This is a genomic window from Bradyrhizobium sp. Leo78 (genome assembly GCF_059512425.1).
On record NZ_JCAMOT010000018.1, the window covers coordinates 98,728 to 112,307 of the forward strand.

At 64.0% G+C, this 13,580-nt stretch carries 12 protein-coding genes; 6 read left to right on the plus strand and 6 right to left on the minus strand.

The window, feature by feature from the left end:
* Positions 1-464: 464 nt before the first annotated feature.
* Positions 465-1,499: a cysteine synthase A gene (locus AC5ZG1_RS22600; protein ID WP_456641615.1), complete on the plus strand. Its 1,035-nt coding sequence runs from the start codon at positions 465-467 to the stop codon at positions 1,497-1,499.
* A 125-nt stretch (positions 1,500-1,624) separates the two neighbouring features.
* Here AC5ZG1_RS22600 and AC5ZG1_RS22605 read toward each other — a convergent pair whose 3' ends face one another.
* The 4 genes from AC5ZG1_RS22605 to AC5ZG1_RS22620 are packed head-to-tail and all read right to left on the minus strand — an operon-like array spanning position 1,625 to position 6,137.
* Positions 1,625-2,365, minus strand: coding sequence for an amino acid ABC transporter ATP-binding protein (locus tag AC5ZG1_RS22605; RefSeq protein WP_028166843.1), 741 nt, complete (start codon positions 2,363-2,365; stop codon positions 1,625-1,627).
* 11 nt (positions 2,366-2,376) lie between these two features.
* Positions 2,377-3,900 (minus strand): amino acid ABC transporter permease, encoded by a 1,524-nt coding sequence (locus tag AC5ZG1_RS22610; protein WP_496134126.1) that lies wholly within the window; start codon positions 3,898-3,900, stop codon positions 2,377-2,379.
* A complete protein-coding gene (locus tag AC5ZG1_RS22615) occupies positions 3,900-5,102 on the minus strand; it encodes an amino acid ABC transporter permease (protein ID WP_496134127.1) in 1,203 nt (400 codons plus the stop codon). Before AC5ZG1_RS22615 ends, AC5ZG1_RS22610 begins: the two co-directional genes overlap by 1 nt.
* Positions 5,103-5,120: 18 nt before the next feature.
* Positions 5,121-6,137: an amino acid ABC transporter substrate-binding protein gene (locus AC5ZG1_RS22620; protein WP_028166840.1), complete on the minus strand. Its 1,017-nt coding sequence runs from the start codon at positions 6,135-6,137 to the stop codon at positions 5,121-5,123.
* 318 nt (positions 6,138-6,455) lie between these two features.
* On the opposite strand from AC5ZG1_RS22620, the gene metC reads away from it, so the two are divergent.
* The 5 genes from metC (at position 6,456) to AC5ZG1_RS22645 (ending at position 12,147) form a co-directional block, all read left to right on the plus strand.
* Positions 6,456-7,649: a cystathionine beta-lyase gene (gene metC, locus AC5ZG1_RS22625; protein ID WP_496134128.1), complete on the plus strand. Its 1,194-nt coding sequence runs from the start codon at positions 6,456-6,458 to the stop codon at positions 7,647-7,649.
* A gap of 206 nt (positions 7,650-7,855) precedes the next feature.
* The gene (gene cpaB, locus AC5ZG1_RS22630; protein WP_496134129.1) at positions 7,856-8,644 is read left to right on the plus strand and encodes a Flp pilus assembly protein CpaB; all 789 of its coding nucleotides are present in this window, start codon (positions 7,856-7,858) and stop codon (positions 8,642-8,644) included.
* Between the two features lie 14 nt (positions 8,645-8,658).
* Positions 8,659-10,110 (plus strand): type II and III secretion system protein family protein, encoded by a 1,452-nt coding sequence (locus AC5ZG1_RS22635; RefSeq protein ID WP_456641611.1) that lies wholly within the window; start codon positions 8,659-8,661, stop codon positions 10,108-10,110.
* 16 nt (positions 10,111-10,126) lie between these two features.
* A complete protein-coding gene (locus tag AC5ZG1_RS22640; RefSeq protein ID WP_456641610.1) occupies positions 10,127-10,861 on the plus strand; it encodes a CpaD family pilus assembly protein in 735 nt (244 codons plus the stop codon).
* Positions 10,858-12,147, plus strand: a complete 1,290-nt coding sequence (locus tag AC5ZG1_RS22645; protein ID WP_456641609.1) for a CpaE/TadZ family protein — start codon at positions 10,858-10,860, stop codon at positions 12,145-12,147. Before AC5ZG1_RS22640 ends, AC5ZG1_RS22645 begins: the two co-directional genes overlap by 4 nt.
* 13 nt (positions 12,148-12,160) lie before the next feature.
* Here the strand turns inward: AC5ZG1_RS22645 and AC5ZG1_RS22650 are convergent, their stop codons facing one another.
* Entirely contained in the window at positions 12,161-12,988 is an 828-nt protein-coding gene (locus AC5ZG1_RS22650) for a tetratricopeptide repeat protein (RefSeq protein WP_456641608.1), read from the minus strand.
* Between the two features lie 164 nt (positions 12,989-13,152).
* On the minus strand, positions 13,153-13,398 hold the full coding sequence (locus AC5ZG1_RS22655) for a PilZ domain-containing protein (protein WP_028166833.1): 246 nt from the start codon (positions 13,396-13,398) through the stop codon (positions 13,153-13,155).
* Positions 13,399-13,580: the final 182 nt, after the last annotated feature.

Consider the following 13,580-nt stretch of genomic DNA (forward strand, 5'->3'; position numbering starts at 1 on the left):
CCGAATCAAGTCGCGATGAGTTCGCAACGCGTTGGGGGATGGTCTGTCGAACGTTCACGGAGTGATGCTTCCAATGGAACCGCGCCGTCATACTACTCCGAGGGCATGGCAAGCGGACAGTCCTGCCAACCCGACGAGACACTCCGGTCAAGTTCAACCAGGGAACCGCCGAATAGCAAGTTGTCCTTATGTTACGGGCCTTACTTCAATTTCGTCGGCACCGGAAGCTGCCGGAATCTTACGAAGATTTCATGGGGATTTCCGGGCGCCTGTTGCCCCAAATCCCCAATGCTCCGACGCCATCCGGCGGCCCATTTCGCGGACCGAGAGTCGCGAGGCAGATTGCCGCGGACCGGTGGGTCGATTCGGGCCGTCGCGCACCGCGGCGCAAGGGCCTTTCCCTTTTGCCGCCCCCGCACTAGGGTCAGTCGGGAGCGAAATAACCGGCAAAGAATACCCCCGACATGACAATCAACAACGACGTCGTCGAAGCCATCGGCAATACGCCGCTCATCAAGCTGAAGCGTGCCTCCGAGCTGACCGGATGCACCATCCTGGGCAAGGCCGAGTTCATGAACCCAGGCCAGTCGGTGAAAGACCGCGCCGGCAAATGGATGATCCTGGAAGCCGAGAAACGTGGCGCGCTCAAGCCGGGCGGGCTGGTGGTGGAATCGACCGCCGGCAATACCGGCATCGGGCTTGCGGTTGTCGCCAGCGCCCGCGGCTACCGGACCCTGATCCTGATCCCGGAAACCCAGAGCCGAGAAAAGAAGGACATGCTGCGGCTATGCGGTGCCGAATTGATCGAGGTGCCGCAGCTGCCCTACTCCAATCCGAACAACTATCAGCATGTCGGCAAACGGCTGGCTGACGAACTTCGCAAGACCGAGCCGAACGGCGTGTTGTTCGCCGACCAGTGGAACAACCTCGACAATGCCAAGGCGCACTACGACTCGACCGGCCCGGAGATCTGGCAGCAGACCGGCGGCAAGGTCGACGGTTTCATCTGCTCGGTCGGTACCGGTGGCACGCTCGCCGGCACCAGCCGCTATTTGAAGGAAAAGAACAACGCCATCGTCACTGCCTGCGCCGATCCGCACGGCTTTGCGATGTACGAACTGTTCAAGCATGGCGAAGCCAAATCGACGCTGGGCGACTCGATCACCGAGGGCATCGGTCTTGGCCGCGTCACGTCCATCATCGAGACCGCCAAGGTCGATGACGCCTTCCTGATTTCCGACGAAGAAGCGGTCACCGTGATTTACGAACTCCTGGAGCATGAGGGCCTCTGCCTCGGCGGTTCGACCGGCATCAACATCGCCGGCGCGATCCACCTGGCAAAGCAGCTCGGGCCCGGCAAGACGATCGTCACGATTCTCGCCGACTCCGGCAACCGCTATCAGTCCAAGCTCTTCAATCCGGATTTCATGCGCTCGAAGAACCTGCCGGTGCCTGCATGGCTCGAGAAGCGCACCAAGATCGACGTGCCGTTTGTCTAAGATTTGGCAACACTCGCGAACCTCATCTTGAGGAGTGGCCGCAAGGCCGCGTCTCGAAGGATGGGCCACGGGCTCTATGGTTCGAGACGCGCGCTATCGCGCGCTCCTCACCATGAGGGAGACAGTCACCGTAAAATCTGACTGAGGAACAGCTTCGTCCGCGCGTGCTGCGGATGAGCGAAGAATTCCTTCGGCGTGTTCGACTCGATGATCTGGCCGGCGTCCATGAAGATGACGCGGTCGGCGACCTCGCGGGCAAATCCCATCTCGTGGGTGACGACCAGCATGGTCATGCCTTCCTTGGCGAGGTCGACCATGGTGTCCAGGACTTCCTTCACCATTTCCGGATCGAGCGCCGAGGTCGGCTCGTCGAACAGCATGACCTTCGGATTCATCGTGAGCGCACGCGCGATCGCGACGCGCTGCTGCTGGCCGCCGGACATCTGGCCCGGATATTTGCTGGCCTGATGCGGGATTTTCACCCGCTCCAGAAACTTCATCGCGGAGGCCTCCGCGTCCTTCTTCGGGATGTTGCGTACCCAGATCGGCGCCAGCGTGCAGTTTTCGAGCACCGTCAGATGCGGGAACAGGTTGAAGCTCTGGAACACCATGCCGACCTCGCGCCGGACCTCGTCGACGCGCCGCAAGTTCGGGCCAAGCTCGATGCCATCGACGATGATCTCGCCTTCCTGAAACTCCTCCAACGCGTTGATGCAGCGGATCAGCGTCGACTTGCCGGAGCCCGAAGGGCCGCAGATCACGATGCGCTCGCCGCGGGCGACTTCGAGATTGATGTCGCGCAGCACGTGGAACTCGCCGTACCACTTGTTGAGGTCCTTGATGCTGACGATCGGATTCGAACTCATGGCGAATTCACTCAGTTGCGCCGGTGCGCGTTCAGCCTGTTCTCGACGAACAGAGAATAGCGCGACATGCCGAAACAGAAGACGAAATAGATCAGCCCGGTGAAGGCAAAGCCGGTGAAAGCCGTGGTCGGCGTCGCCCAGGTGGGATCGCTGAAGGAAGCGCGCAACTGGCCGAGCAGGTCGAACAGCGCGACGATCGACACCAGCGAGGTGTCCTTGAACAGCGCGATGAAGCTGTTGACGAGGCCGGGAATGACGTGGCGCAGCGCCTGCGGCAGGACGATCAGCGCCGTCGTCTTCCACCAGGACAGGCCGAGCGCGCTTGCCGCCTCCCCCTGCCCGCGCGGGATCGCCTGCAGCCCACCCCTGATGACCTCGGCCTGATAGGCGCCGGCGAACAGCGCAATGCCGATCAGCGCGCGCACCAGACCGTCGATGGTGAAGCCGGTCGGCACGAACAGCGGCAGCATGTAGGTCGCAAAGAACAGCACCGTGATCAGCGGCACGCCGCGCCAGAACTCGATGAAGGCGATCGAGAAGATACGGATCAAGGGAATGGTCGAACGTCGGCCGAGCGCCAGCGCAATGCCGACCGGCATCGAAGTGACGATGCCCGTCACCGAGACAACCAGCGTCACCAGCAAGCCGCCCCATAGCCTGGTGTCGACCACGGGGAAGCCGCCGCGGTCTAGCTTCATGACGGCTATCACCAGACCAATACCGGCGAAGGTCGCGAGACTGACGGCCAGCGGCCGCCAGCCGGTGCGGAAGCCGCCGCCGAGGAAGAACAGCAGCAGCGAGACGATCGCGGCAGTGAGCGCAAAATCAGTCCAGACCGGCTGACCGCCGCTCTGGATCTGGTCGCGCAGCCATTGCAGGGGCAACAGCACCCAGGAGATCACCGTGCTGATCAGAACGATCAGCTTTCCGAGTCCCCAAAGCACCGGCCCAATCACGGCGGAGGCTTCGCCGGCTGCCGCGAGCTTACGCCCGCCGTCGCCGATGCTGTCGTTGAAGCCCGACAATAGCGACGTGACCCAGCTCACGGCAAAACCATCGAGCCCGCCGCCACGCAGCAGGAAGAACGCCACCACCGGAAAAGCCAGGAAGAACAGGCTGGCATTGATGCCCTTGGCCGGGAGCCGAGGAATCAACAGCGGCAGCAGGAGCACAGCCGCCAGGAAGAACGTCAGGTTGACCCGCCAGCGCTCCGGCTCCGGATAGAATCCATAGATGAACTGGCTGAGCTTGGCCTGGATGAACGGCCAGCAGGCGCCGACCGGATGCCCGGCATTCTCGGCCAGGCACGCGGCGCGGTCCTTGCCGGTCCAGACGGCGTCCACAAACAAGAATTTGACCGTAGGGACGAGCACGAACCACAGCAGGAGCACGCTGACGATCGTGATCAGGATGTTGGTCGGCGAATTGAACAGCCGGGTGCGCAGGAAGCCCACGAGACCCGTGGTCCTCACCGGCGCCGGCCGCTCCGGAACGAGCTCCTCGCGGACGAAATTGGAAACGACGATATCGCTCATCAGCCCATGCTCCGACTGATCCGCCAGCCATAGAAGCTCATGATCGCGCTCGTCACCAGCGAGATCAGGAGATAGACGCCCATGGTGATGCCGATGATCTCGATCGCCTGGCCGGTCTGGCTGAGCGTCGTTCCGGCGAACACCGACACCAGGTCGGGATAGCCGATCGCGACCGCGAGCGAGGAGTTCTTGGTGAGGTTGAGATACTGGTTGGTGAGCGGCGGCAGGATCACGCGCATCGCCTGCGGGATTACGATCAGCCGCAGCACCTCTCCGCGGTGCAGCCCGAGGGAGGAGCCGGCCTCCATCTGCCCCTTGTGCACGGACAGGATGCCGGCGCGCACGATCTCGGCGATGAAAGCGGCGGTGTAGGTCGACAGCGCGAGCGTCAGCGCCACGAACTCCGGAATCAGGCGCGCGCCGCCGGCGAAATTGAAGCCCCTCAGCACCGGCATCTCGAAGGTCACCGGCGCGCCGAAGATCAGCGACGTCACCAGCGGCAGCCCGATCAGGAGGCCGAGCAGGTAGGGCCAGATCGTGATCATCCTGCCATACTGGTAGAGCTGCCGCCGCGCGTAGCGCCAAAGCACCAGCGCCGCCACGATCGCAACCAAGACCGCGACGACAAACGGCTCGAAGCCGGGATTGCCGATCGGCCTCGGAATCACCAGGCCGCGGTTGTTGAGGAAGAACATCCCGAACACGGAGATGCTCTGCCGCGGACTGGGCAGGGCCGCGAGCACCGCCAGATACCAAAACAGGATCTGGAACAAGATCGGCAGATTGCGCACCAGTTCGACATAGGCGCCGGAAATCCGCGACAATAGCCAGTTCGGCGACAGCCGCCCGAGCGCCACCATGAAGCCGATCACGGTGGCGAAGAAGATGCCGATCACCGAGACCAGCAGCGTATTGAGCAGTCCGACGAAGAAGACACGCGTATAAGTGTCCGAGCCCGTATACGGGATCAGGTTCTGGCTGACGTCAAAGCCGGCGGTGTTCTGCAGGAAGCCAAAGCCCGCGGTGATCCGCTGCGCCTGCAGGTTGGCGCGGGCATTGGCCACGATCTCATAGGAGATCCAGGCGAGCACGGCGACGAACAGGAGCTGGAGGACGAATCCTCCCCACCCTGCGCGGCCGCCAAGCGCACGTTGCAGCTTGAGCACAAACTGCGACGGTGGTTTCCGGGGCTCGATGGCCATCGCCGCACGCCTGTCGGATCAGCGGATCGGCGGCGCGTACTGGATACCGCCCTTATTCCAGAGGTTGTTGAGGCCGCGGGCGATGCCGAGCTTCGAGCCTGCGCCGACGTTGCGATCGAACGCCTCGCCGTAATTGCCGGTCGCCTTCACGATCCGTGCGAACCAGTCCTTGGTCAGGCCGAGCTGTTCGCCGAGATTGCCGTCGGTGCCGAAAGCGCGCTTCAGCTCCGGCTTGTCGGATTTCGCCATCTCGTCGACGTTCTTCTGGGTGACGCCGAGCTCCTCGGCATCGACCATCGCAAACAGCGTCCATTTCACGATGTCGAACCACTGGTCGTCGCCGTGGCGGACCATCGGGCCGAGCGGCTCCTTGGAGATCACCTCAGGCAGCACGACGTGGTCGGCGGGATTGGCGAGTTTCAGGCGCTCGGCATAAAGCTGGGAGACGTCGGACGTGAAGACGTCACAGCGGCCGGATTCATAGGCCTTCACCGTCTCGTCGGCTGAGGCGAACGCGATCACCTCATACTTCATGTTGTTGCCCTTGAAGTAGTCGGCGAGGTTCTGCTCAGTCGTGGTCCCGGTCTGCACGCAAACCGAGGCGCTGTTCAACTCCAGCGCTGAATTGACCTTCAGCGACTTCTTCACCAGGAAGCCCTGCCCGTCATAATAGGTCACGCCGGTGAAGTTGGCGCCGAGCGAGGTATCGCGCGACAGCGTCCAGGTGGTGTTGCGCGAGAGCACGTCGATCTCGCCGGACTGCAGCGCGGTAAAGCGGTCTTTCGCCGACAGCGGCACGAACTTGACCTTGGTGCCATCGTTGAAGATCGCCGCCGCGATTGCGCGGCAGACATCCACATCAAGTCCGGTCCAGTTCCCCTTGTCGTCGGGGGACGAGAATCCGGGCAGGCCCTGGCTGACCCCGCAGGACAGCATGCCCCGGTCCTTGACCGTCTTAAGAGTTTGCGCCGAAGCGCCCTGCGCCGAGAGGCCGGCGGCAAGGGCAAGAGTGAGAACCAGCGATACGCGTTTCATGGCAGGGCCTTTCAAAGGGGTCGTCCGGGAAGGTTTGCGTGCGGTCGCCTCAAACGTTAACGGACCGACCGATGATCCCCAGCGAATCGCCGATCTGGCCTGCATCTTGCGTGCCAATCAGCCAAGCGTTGGATCGAAGGTCGCGGCAGGCCCCTCAACGTGCGGCGACTAGAAGTTGGGGGCATCACATAGTGACTGGCGAGCCGGGTCAAGGGGTTGACGTAGCTCTTCCCTGTCCTGTTATTAAAAACCCGGCCCGGGCCCGCTTCTTCCGACGCGTCATGGCTGCTGCGGCAAAAAGTCTTTAACGGCGAGCGCATGAGCTTTTCCAACGACGGACCGGTCCCCCCACAACAGCCCGAAACCCGCCTGGTGACCGCGGGCCGGGACACCGAGGCCCAGAAGGGCTTCGTCAATCCGCCGGTTGTCCACGGTTCCACCGTGCTCTATCCGACCGCGGACGACCTCCATGCCCATCGCGGTGAGTATCAGTATGGCCGCCACGGCACGCCGACGACGCGGGCGCTGCAGGACGTGCTGATGGGGCTGGAGGGGCCGCAATGCGCCGGCGTCGGACTGGCGCCGTCTGGCCTCGCGGCGATCAGCACGGCACTATTGTCGGTGCTCAAGGCTGGCGACCATCTCCTGGTCTGCGACAACGTCTATCGCCCCTCGCGCAATTTCTGCAACGGCATGCTGGCGCGCTACGGGGTGGAGACCACCTATTTCGATCCGCTGATCGGTGCCGGCATCGAAGCGCTGTTCAAGCCGAACACCCGCGCGGTGCTGGTCGAAGCGCCCGGCTCGCAATCCTTCGAGATGCCTGACATTCCTGCCATCGCTGCCGTCACGCATGCGCGGGGCGCGCTCGTGATCGACGACAACACCTGGGCAACGCCGCTCTATCACCGCTCGCTGGAGCAAGGCGTCGACATCAGCATCCAGGCCGCAACCAAATATATCGGCGGCCACTCCGACATCATGTTCGGCACCATTTCGGCGAATACCCAGGCGTGGCCACTGCTCGCCGAGGGCATCCGCCTGCTCGGCGTCTGCGCCGGGCCCGATGACGTCTATCTGGCGCTGCGCGGCCTCCGCACGCTCTCGATCCGGCTGGCGCAGCATTACCGTTCGGGGCTGGAGATAGCGCGCTGGCTGCAGGCACGTCCGGAAGTGGCGCGGGTGCTGCACCCTGCGATCGAAGCCGATCCCGGCCACGCGATCTGGAAGCGCGATTTCAGCGGCGCTTCCGGGCTGTTCAGCATCGTGCTGAAGCCGGCCCCACAGAAAGCAGTCGACGCCCTGCTCGACACCGTCAAGCTGTTCGGCATGGGCTATTCCTGGGGCGGGTTCGAAAGCCTGGTCATCCCCTTCGACTGCAGCGACTATCGCACGGCGACCAAATGGGCGCCGGGCGGCCCGACGCTGCGGCTCCATATCGGCCTCGAGAGCATCGACGACCTCAAGGCCGATCTCGATCGTGGCTTTGCGGCGCTCAAAGCGGCGATGTAAGCGCGCAAGTACCGGTATTTTGCGGGCTTTCGGCGCGGCCAAATAACCACGCGTTCACCATGACGAAGAACTCCAAATCCTCGTCAGGCAAATCATCCCGCTCATCAAGTTCCCTTACACCTTTGCTGCCTTAGTCATGCTCCCGGGTTGGGCTGCCATCGCCGTGGTGCGTTGGCAGTCTGGGGTAAGCGTAAGCAGTCAAGCGTATGAAGACCGCACAGATCGTCGTACTGACCATCGCGCTTGGTGCTGGCGGTGGCGTGGTCTATTTGGTTCCCCAGTTCGAGACCAAGCCTGGTCCGGTCGCGCAGCAACTGGCGACCGTCGAAGTTCTGGTCGCGCAGTCCGACATCGGCCTCGGCCAGTCGGTCAAGCAGGAGAACCTGCAATGGCAGGCCTGGCCGGCTGCGACCGCAAGCAACAATTTCATCCACCGTAACAACAGGCCAGATGCCATCAAGGACGTGATCGGCTCGATCGCGCGCGCGCCGCTCATCGCCGGCGAGCCGATCCGGGAGCAGAAGCTCGTCAAGGCGGACGGATCGGGCTTCATGGCGGCAATCCTGCCCTCAGGCAGCCGCGCCGTCTCGACGGAAATCTCGGCAGAGACTGCTGCCGGCGGCTTCATCCTGCCGAACGACCGCGTCGACGTCATCCTCAGCAGGCGCGAGAAGAACCCGGACCAGCACAGCGCGGATCTCGTCCGTTCGGAGATCATCCTGAGCAATATCCGCGTGCTCGCCATCGACCAGGCGCCGAAAGAAAAAGACGGTGCCAATTCCCTGCTCGGCAAGACCGTCACGCTTGAATTGAAGCCCGAGCAGACCGAGACGCTGGCGCGGTCGCGCCAATCCGGCGTCCTGTCGCTCGCGTTGCGCAGCATCGCCGACGTCAACGTGGCCGACAACGCCTCACAAGATCAGCCCCCGAAGCGGGGCCAGAGCATCAACGTGGTTCGCTACGGCGTCCCGAGCTCGACAACGACACAGAAGTGAGAAGGACGCCTGCCATGAAATGCGGTCGAACCAGATTTGCGGTGCGGTCTTCGCTGGTCCGCATCCTCTTGCTTTCGGCCGCGGCCGCACTGACTCTCTCGCCGGTCATTGCCGCCGATCCCGAGACCGAAGGCGCGCAACCGGTTGCGGGTTCGCCGGCCAAGACCCGATTCCTGGCGCTCGGCGTCGGCAAATCGGTGATCATTGACCTGTCGCGCGACGTGAAGGACGTGCTGGTTGCCGATCCCAAGATCGCCAACGCAGTCGTTCGCTCCGCGCAGCGTGCCTACATCATCGGCGCGGCGGTCGGGCAGACCAACGTCGTGTTCTTCGATGCCGACGGCCAGCAGGTCGCCGCCTATGACATCGCGGTGAAGCGCGATCTCAACGGCGTGCGCGCCGCGCTGAAGCAGACGCTGCCGGGCATCCAGATCGAAGGGGTCGGCGACGGCGTGATCCTGACCGGCTCGGTGTCGTCTCCGATCGAGGCCCAGCAGGCCGGCGACCTCGCGGCGCGGCTGGTCGGCGGCGCCGACAAGGTCGTCAACTCCATCACGGTGCGCGGCCGCGACCAGGTGATGCTGAAAGTCAATGTTTCCGAAGTGCGGCGCGACATCGTCAAGCAGATGGGCGTCGATCTTTCGGCCAACATGAACTACGGCACGGCGATCGTGAACTTCAACAACTCCACCCCGTTCACGGCCTTTGGCCGCCCGCTGGTGGCGGACAATGGCGCCGCCGTCTCGGCGGTCGCCAAGGGCCTCCCGACCGTCACCGCCACCTTGCGTGCGATGGAAAGCGCGGGTGTGGCGCGGACGCTGGCCGAGCCCAACCTGACCGCGATCTCCGGGGAATCGGCGACCTTCATCGCCGGCGGCGAATTTCCGATCCCCGCCGGCTATTCCTGCGATCCGGTCACGCATGTCTGCACGACCCAGATCCAGTTCAAGAAGTTCGGCATCTCCCTCAACTTCACCCCGGTGGTGCTGACCGAGGGCCGGATCAGCCTGCGCGTCATGACGGAAGTGTCCGAGCTCTCCACCGACAACGCCATCACGCTGAACCAGGGCGGCGCGTCGCTGACCATTCCTTCGATCACCACCCGCCGCGCAGAGACCACGCTGGAGATTCCCTCCGGCGGCTCGATGGCGATGGCCGGCCTGATCCAGCAGAAGACCAAGCAGGCCATCAACGGCATGCCCGGCGTCGACCAGTTGCCGATCCTCGGCGCGCTGTTCAGGAGCCAGGACTTCGTCAACAACGAGACCGAGCTGATGGTGCTGGTCACGCCCTATGTCGTGCGTGCGGTGGCCCAGAAGGAATTGTCGCGGCCCGATGACGGGTTCGCGCCTGCCGCCGACTCGCAATCGACGCTGCTCGCCCGCATCAACCGCATCTACGGCGTGGCGGCCCGCGCCGAGCCGGTCGGAGCCTATCCCGCCAATTTCGGCTTCATCATTGACTGAGCTTGGGGGCGCAACGATGACGCGCAGAGCAGATCACCATCGCACCTTGTACCGGCTGGGCGCCCTTGTCGGTGTGTCGGTTGCGCTTGCCGCCTGCCGCAGCGGCGGCGACGAGCTCACGACCGCGAGCGTTCCCACCGACTACCGTTTGCGGCATCCGATTGCCGTCACCGAAGCCGATCGCTCGATGGTCATCTTTGTCCGACACGGCCGGCCCGGCCTCACCGCCCCGCAGCGCGCCGATGTGATGGGACTGGCGCGAACCTGGACCCGCGAAGGCACCGGCGCGATCATCGCCGAGGTGCCGGTCGATACGCAGAACGCGCGGGCGGCCGGCGCGACCTACCAGGAAATCCGCTCGCTGCTCACGGCCGGCGGCGTGCCCGCGCGCGCCATCACGCTGCGCAATTACCATCCCGACGATCCGCGCACGCTGGCGACGATCCGCCTGAGCTATCCGAAGATCGCCGCCGTCGCGGGTCCTTGCGGGTTGTGGCCGGAGGATCTCGGCCCCTCGATCGACGATTTCGGCTACAACCAGAACAGGCCGTACTACAATCTGGGTTGCGCGAGCCAGCGCAACCTGGCGGCGATGATCGACAATCCCGCCGACCTCGAGCAGCCCCGCGTCGAGACGCCGGCCTACTCGCCGCGGCGTGACGTGGCGTTCGAGAGGTACCGCAAGGGTGTTTCGACCACCACCAGCTACCCCGAAGCCGACAAGGCCAAGCTCAGCGACACAGGCAAATGATCAGCCGCGCACAACATCCTGATAACGAGACCGACGCCGCGCCGCATGCCGACGACTATATCGCTCCTGCCCCGCGCGTGTCGGTGCAGGCGTTCTGCGCGACGGTGGCAACCGCGACAACCGTGAAGGCCGCGAGCGAGGACCGCCGTCTCGCTAAGGCGCATCTCTCGGTGCATATGGGCGGCATCGCCGCGGCGATCGACGCCTATCATACGGCACCGACCCCGAACGTCATCGTGCTCGAGACCGAGAGCGGCAGCGACTTCCTCGCCGGCCTCGACGAGCTCGCAGCCGTCTGTGACGCCGGCACCCGCGTCGTCGTGATCGGCAGGGCCGACGACAAGGCGCCCTATCGCGAACTGGTGCGCCGCGGCGTCAACGACTATGTGGTCGGCCCGGTCGAGGTGCTCGACGTGGTGCGCTCGATCTGCGGCCTGTTCTCGGCGTCCGAGGCAATCACTGTCGGCAGGATGATCGCGGTCTGCGGCGCCAAGGGCGGCGTCGGCGCGTCCACGGTCGCGCATAACATCGCCTGGGCGATCGCGCGCGACGTCGGGCTTGATTCGGTCGTGATCGATCTCGACCTCGCATTCGGCACGGCCAGCCTCGATTACAACCAGGACCCGGTCCAGGGCATCGCCAATGCGGTGTTCCAGCCGGAGCGCCCGGACAGCGCGCTGATGGAACGCCTGCTTGCCAAATGCACCGACCATCTCAGCCTGCTGGCGGCGCCGGTGACGCTGGATCAAGTGTATGACTTCGGCGCCGACGCGTTCGATGCCATCTTCGACACCTTGCGCATGACGACGCCCTGCATCGTGCTCGACGTGCCCCACCAATGGACCGCCTGGACCCGCCGCGCCCTGATCGGCGCCGACGACATCCTGATCGTCGCCGAGCCCGATCTCGCCAACATGCGCAACACCAAGAATATGATGAACACGCTGAAGGCGGCGCGGCCCAACGACCGTCCTCCGCTCTACTGCCTCAACCAGGTCGGCATGACCAAGCGGCCGGAGATCGAGGTGCGTGCCTTCGCCAAAACCATCGACAGCCAGCCGATCGCCACCATTCCTTTCGATTCGAAACTGTTCGGCACCGCCGCCAATAACGGCCAGATGATCGCGGAGATCGCCTCCAATCATCGCATCACCAAGACGTTCCTGCAGATCGCGCAGCGGATGACCGGGCGCGCCGACACAAGGGCCCAGCGCAATTCGCTGTTGTCACCGATCATGAAGAAATTGCGCGCGGTCGGCACCCGATCGAAAGGCGCCTCAGCCTAGTAGGCACCGCGCGTCAATCGGAGCTGCCGACCGCAGCAACTGGGATCTTCTCGGTACCTCCCCGCGGTCCTTCCTTGCGGGCCAGCACACGCTTCAATGCGGCGACATTGGCGACGGCTTCCTCCGGCGGCACATCCGCCTTCACGATGCTCTCCGCCTCGCCGGCGCGGCCCTGCAGGCCGACTGCGAGCGCCAAATTGGCCTTGATCCGCTGATCGTTCGGCGCGCGGGTGCGGGCTTTGCGCAGCGTCTCCTCGGCCAGCGGCAATTCCTTCGACAGCACGTAGGACAGCCCGAGATTGGACAGCACCGACGGCTCGTCGGGTGCGATCTTGAGCGCGCTCGCATAGTATTGCCGCGCCTCGTCGTGGCGGTCGAGCTGATCGAGCGCGGCTCCCTGCGCGGACAGGATCCGCCAATCCGGATCATCCGGGCTGTGGGCGCGGCCGAGCACGTCGAAGGCCTGCTGGAAATTGCCGTTGTCGGCGAGCGCGCGCCCATAGCCGGCGAGCAGCGCCTTGTTGTTCGGCTGCGCCATCGAGGCCTGCTCGAGGATCGCGACCGCCTGCGCGCGCTGCCCGGTGGCGCGCAGCGCCTTGGCGTATTGCAAGGCTGCGGCAGCGTCCTTCGGATTGGCCTTGAAGCGCTCGTGATAGCTCTGAAGGTCGCGCCGCGGGTCGGCGCTTGGCCGGCTGTCCTCGGCCGTGTCGCCGAGCGATCCCGTGATGTCGGAAGGGAGGGAGGTCTGGCAGCCGCTAAGCGCCAGCACCAGGGCCGCCGATGCTGCCGCGCCGACGAGGAGCCTTGCGGCGGAAGATCGGTGAAGCAACTTCTGGGACATGTACCCTGACCACGGTCGGCGATTGCCCAGAATGCTTCGCAGCTTAACCCTAAATCCGGGTTAAGGAGGCGCGCTACACAGGATGTTCGACCCGATATCGAACCATCTTCGCGCCTTTGTTGCTACCGACGACATGCATCATCGACAGCGGCACAACTTGCAGTCTAATCGACGAACTGTGCGCCGAACTCGCAGCCGATCCGCCAGGCGAGACGGCATTGGCGCGGGCTGCCGTTCGACAGGATGATGGTGAACTCAGAGGGAATTTCCGCATATTCGGCGATCACCTTGACGCCGCCATCGGAGATATCAGTGATCATGCAGTCCCGCGGCAGGGTGCCGGTGCCGAACTGGATCTTGGCGAGACTCCTGCACAGACGACGCTCGCTCTTACGTCGATTGACGAACATGTCGACCCCGGCCCCTGCTCATTGATTAGCGCGTTTGTTCTTCTGCTGTAGCGAGAAATCGTTGGAATCCGGCTAGCGGGACTGCTCGCAGTTGAACTGTCGGCTTCAGATTCCATTTACCGGCTCTGCGGGCCTTCTCCTCGAAATGACGTAATCTCGGGCAAACGGGGCGCTGGCACAGA

Excerpts from the sequence above, each read along its gene's own strand:
- AC5ZG1_RS22600 (WP_456641615.1), top strand. The coding sequence starts at position 465 with ATGACAATCAACAACGACGTCGTCGAAGCCATCGGCAATACGCCGCTC.
- AC5ZG1_RS22605 (WP_028166843.1), bottom strand. The coding sequence starts at position 2,365 with ATGAGTTCGAATCCGATCGTCAGCATCAAGGACCTCAACAAGTGGTAC.
- AC5ZG1_RS22610 (WP_496134126.1), bottom strand. The coding sequence starts at position 3,900 with ATGAGCGATATCGTCGTTTCCAATTTCGTCCGCGAGGAGCTCGTTCCG.
- AC5ZG1_RS22615 (WP_496134127.1), bottom strand. The coding sequence starts at position 5,102 with ATGGCCATCGAGCCCCGGAAACCACCGTCGCAGTTTGTGCTCAAGCTG.
- AC5ZG1_RS22620 (WP_028166840.1), bottom strand. The coding sequence starts at position 6,137 with ATGAAACGCGTATCGCTGGTTCTCACTCTTGCCCTTGCCGCCGGCCTC.
- metC (WP_496134128.1), top strand. The coding sequence starts at position 6,456 with ATGAGCTTTTCCAACGACGGACCGGTCCCCCCACAACAGCCCGAAACC.
- cpaB (WP_496134129.1), top strand. The coding sequence starts at position 7,856 with ATGAAGACCGCACAGATCGTCGTACTGACCATCGCGCTTGGTGCTGGC.
- AC5ZG1_RS22635 (WP_456641611.1), top strand. The coding sequence starts at position 8,659 with ATGAAATGCGGTCGAACCAGATTTGCGGTGCGGTCTTCGCTGGTCCGC.
- AC5ZG1_RS22640 (WP_456641610.1), top strand. The coding sequence starts at position 10,127 with ATGACGCGCAGAGCAGATCACCATCGCACCTTGTACCGGCTGGGCGCC.
- AC5ZG1_RS22645 (WP_456641609.1), top strand. The coding sequence starts at position 10,858 with ATGATCAGCCGCGCACAACATCCTGATAACGAGACCGACGCCGCGCCG.
- AC5ZG1_RS22650 (WP_456641608.1), bottom strand. The coding sequence starts at position 12,988 with ATGTCCCAGAAGTTGCTTCACCGATCTTCCGCCGCAAGGCTCCTCGTC.
- AC5ZG1_RS22655 (WP_028166833.1), bottom strand. The coding sequence starts at position 13,398 with ATGTTCGTCAATCGACGTAAGAGCGAGCGTCGTCTGTGCAGGAGTCTC.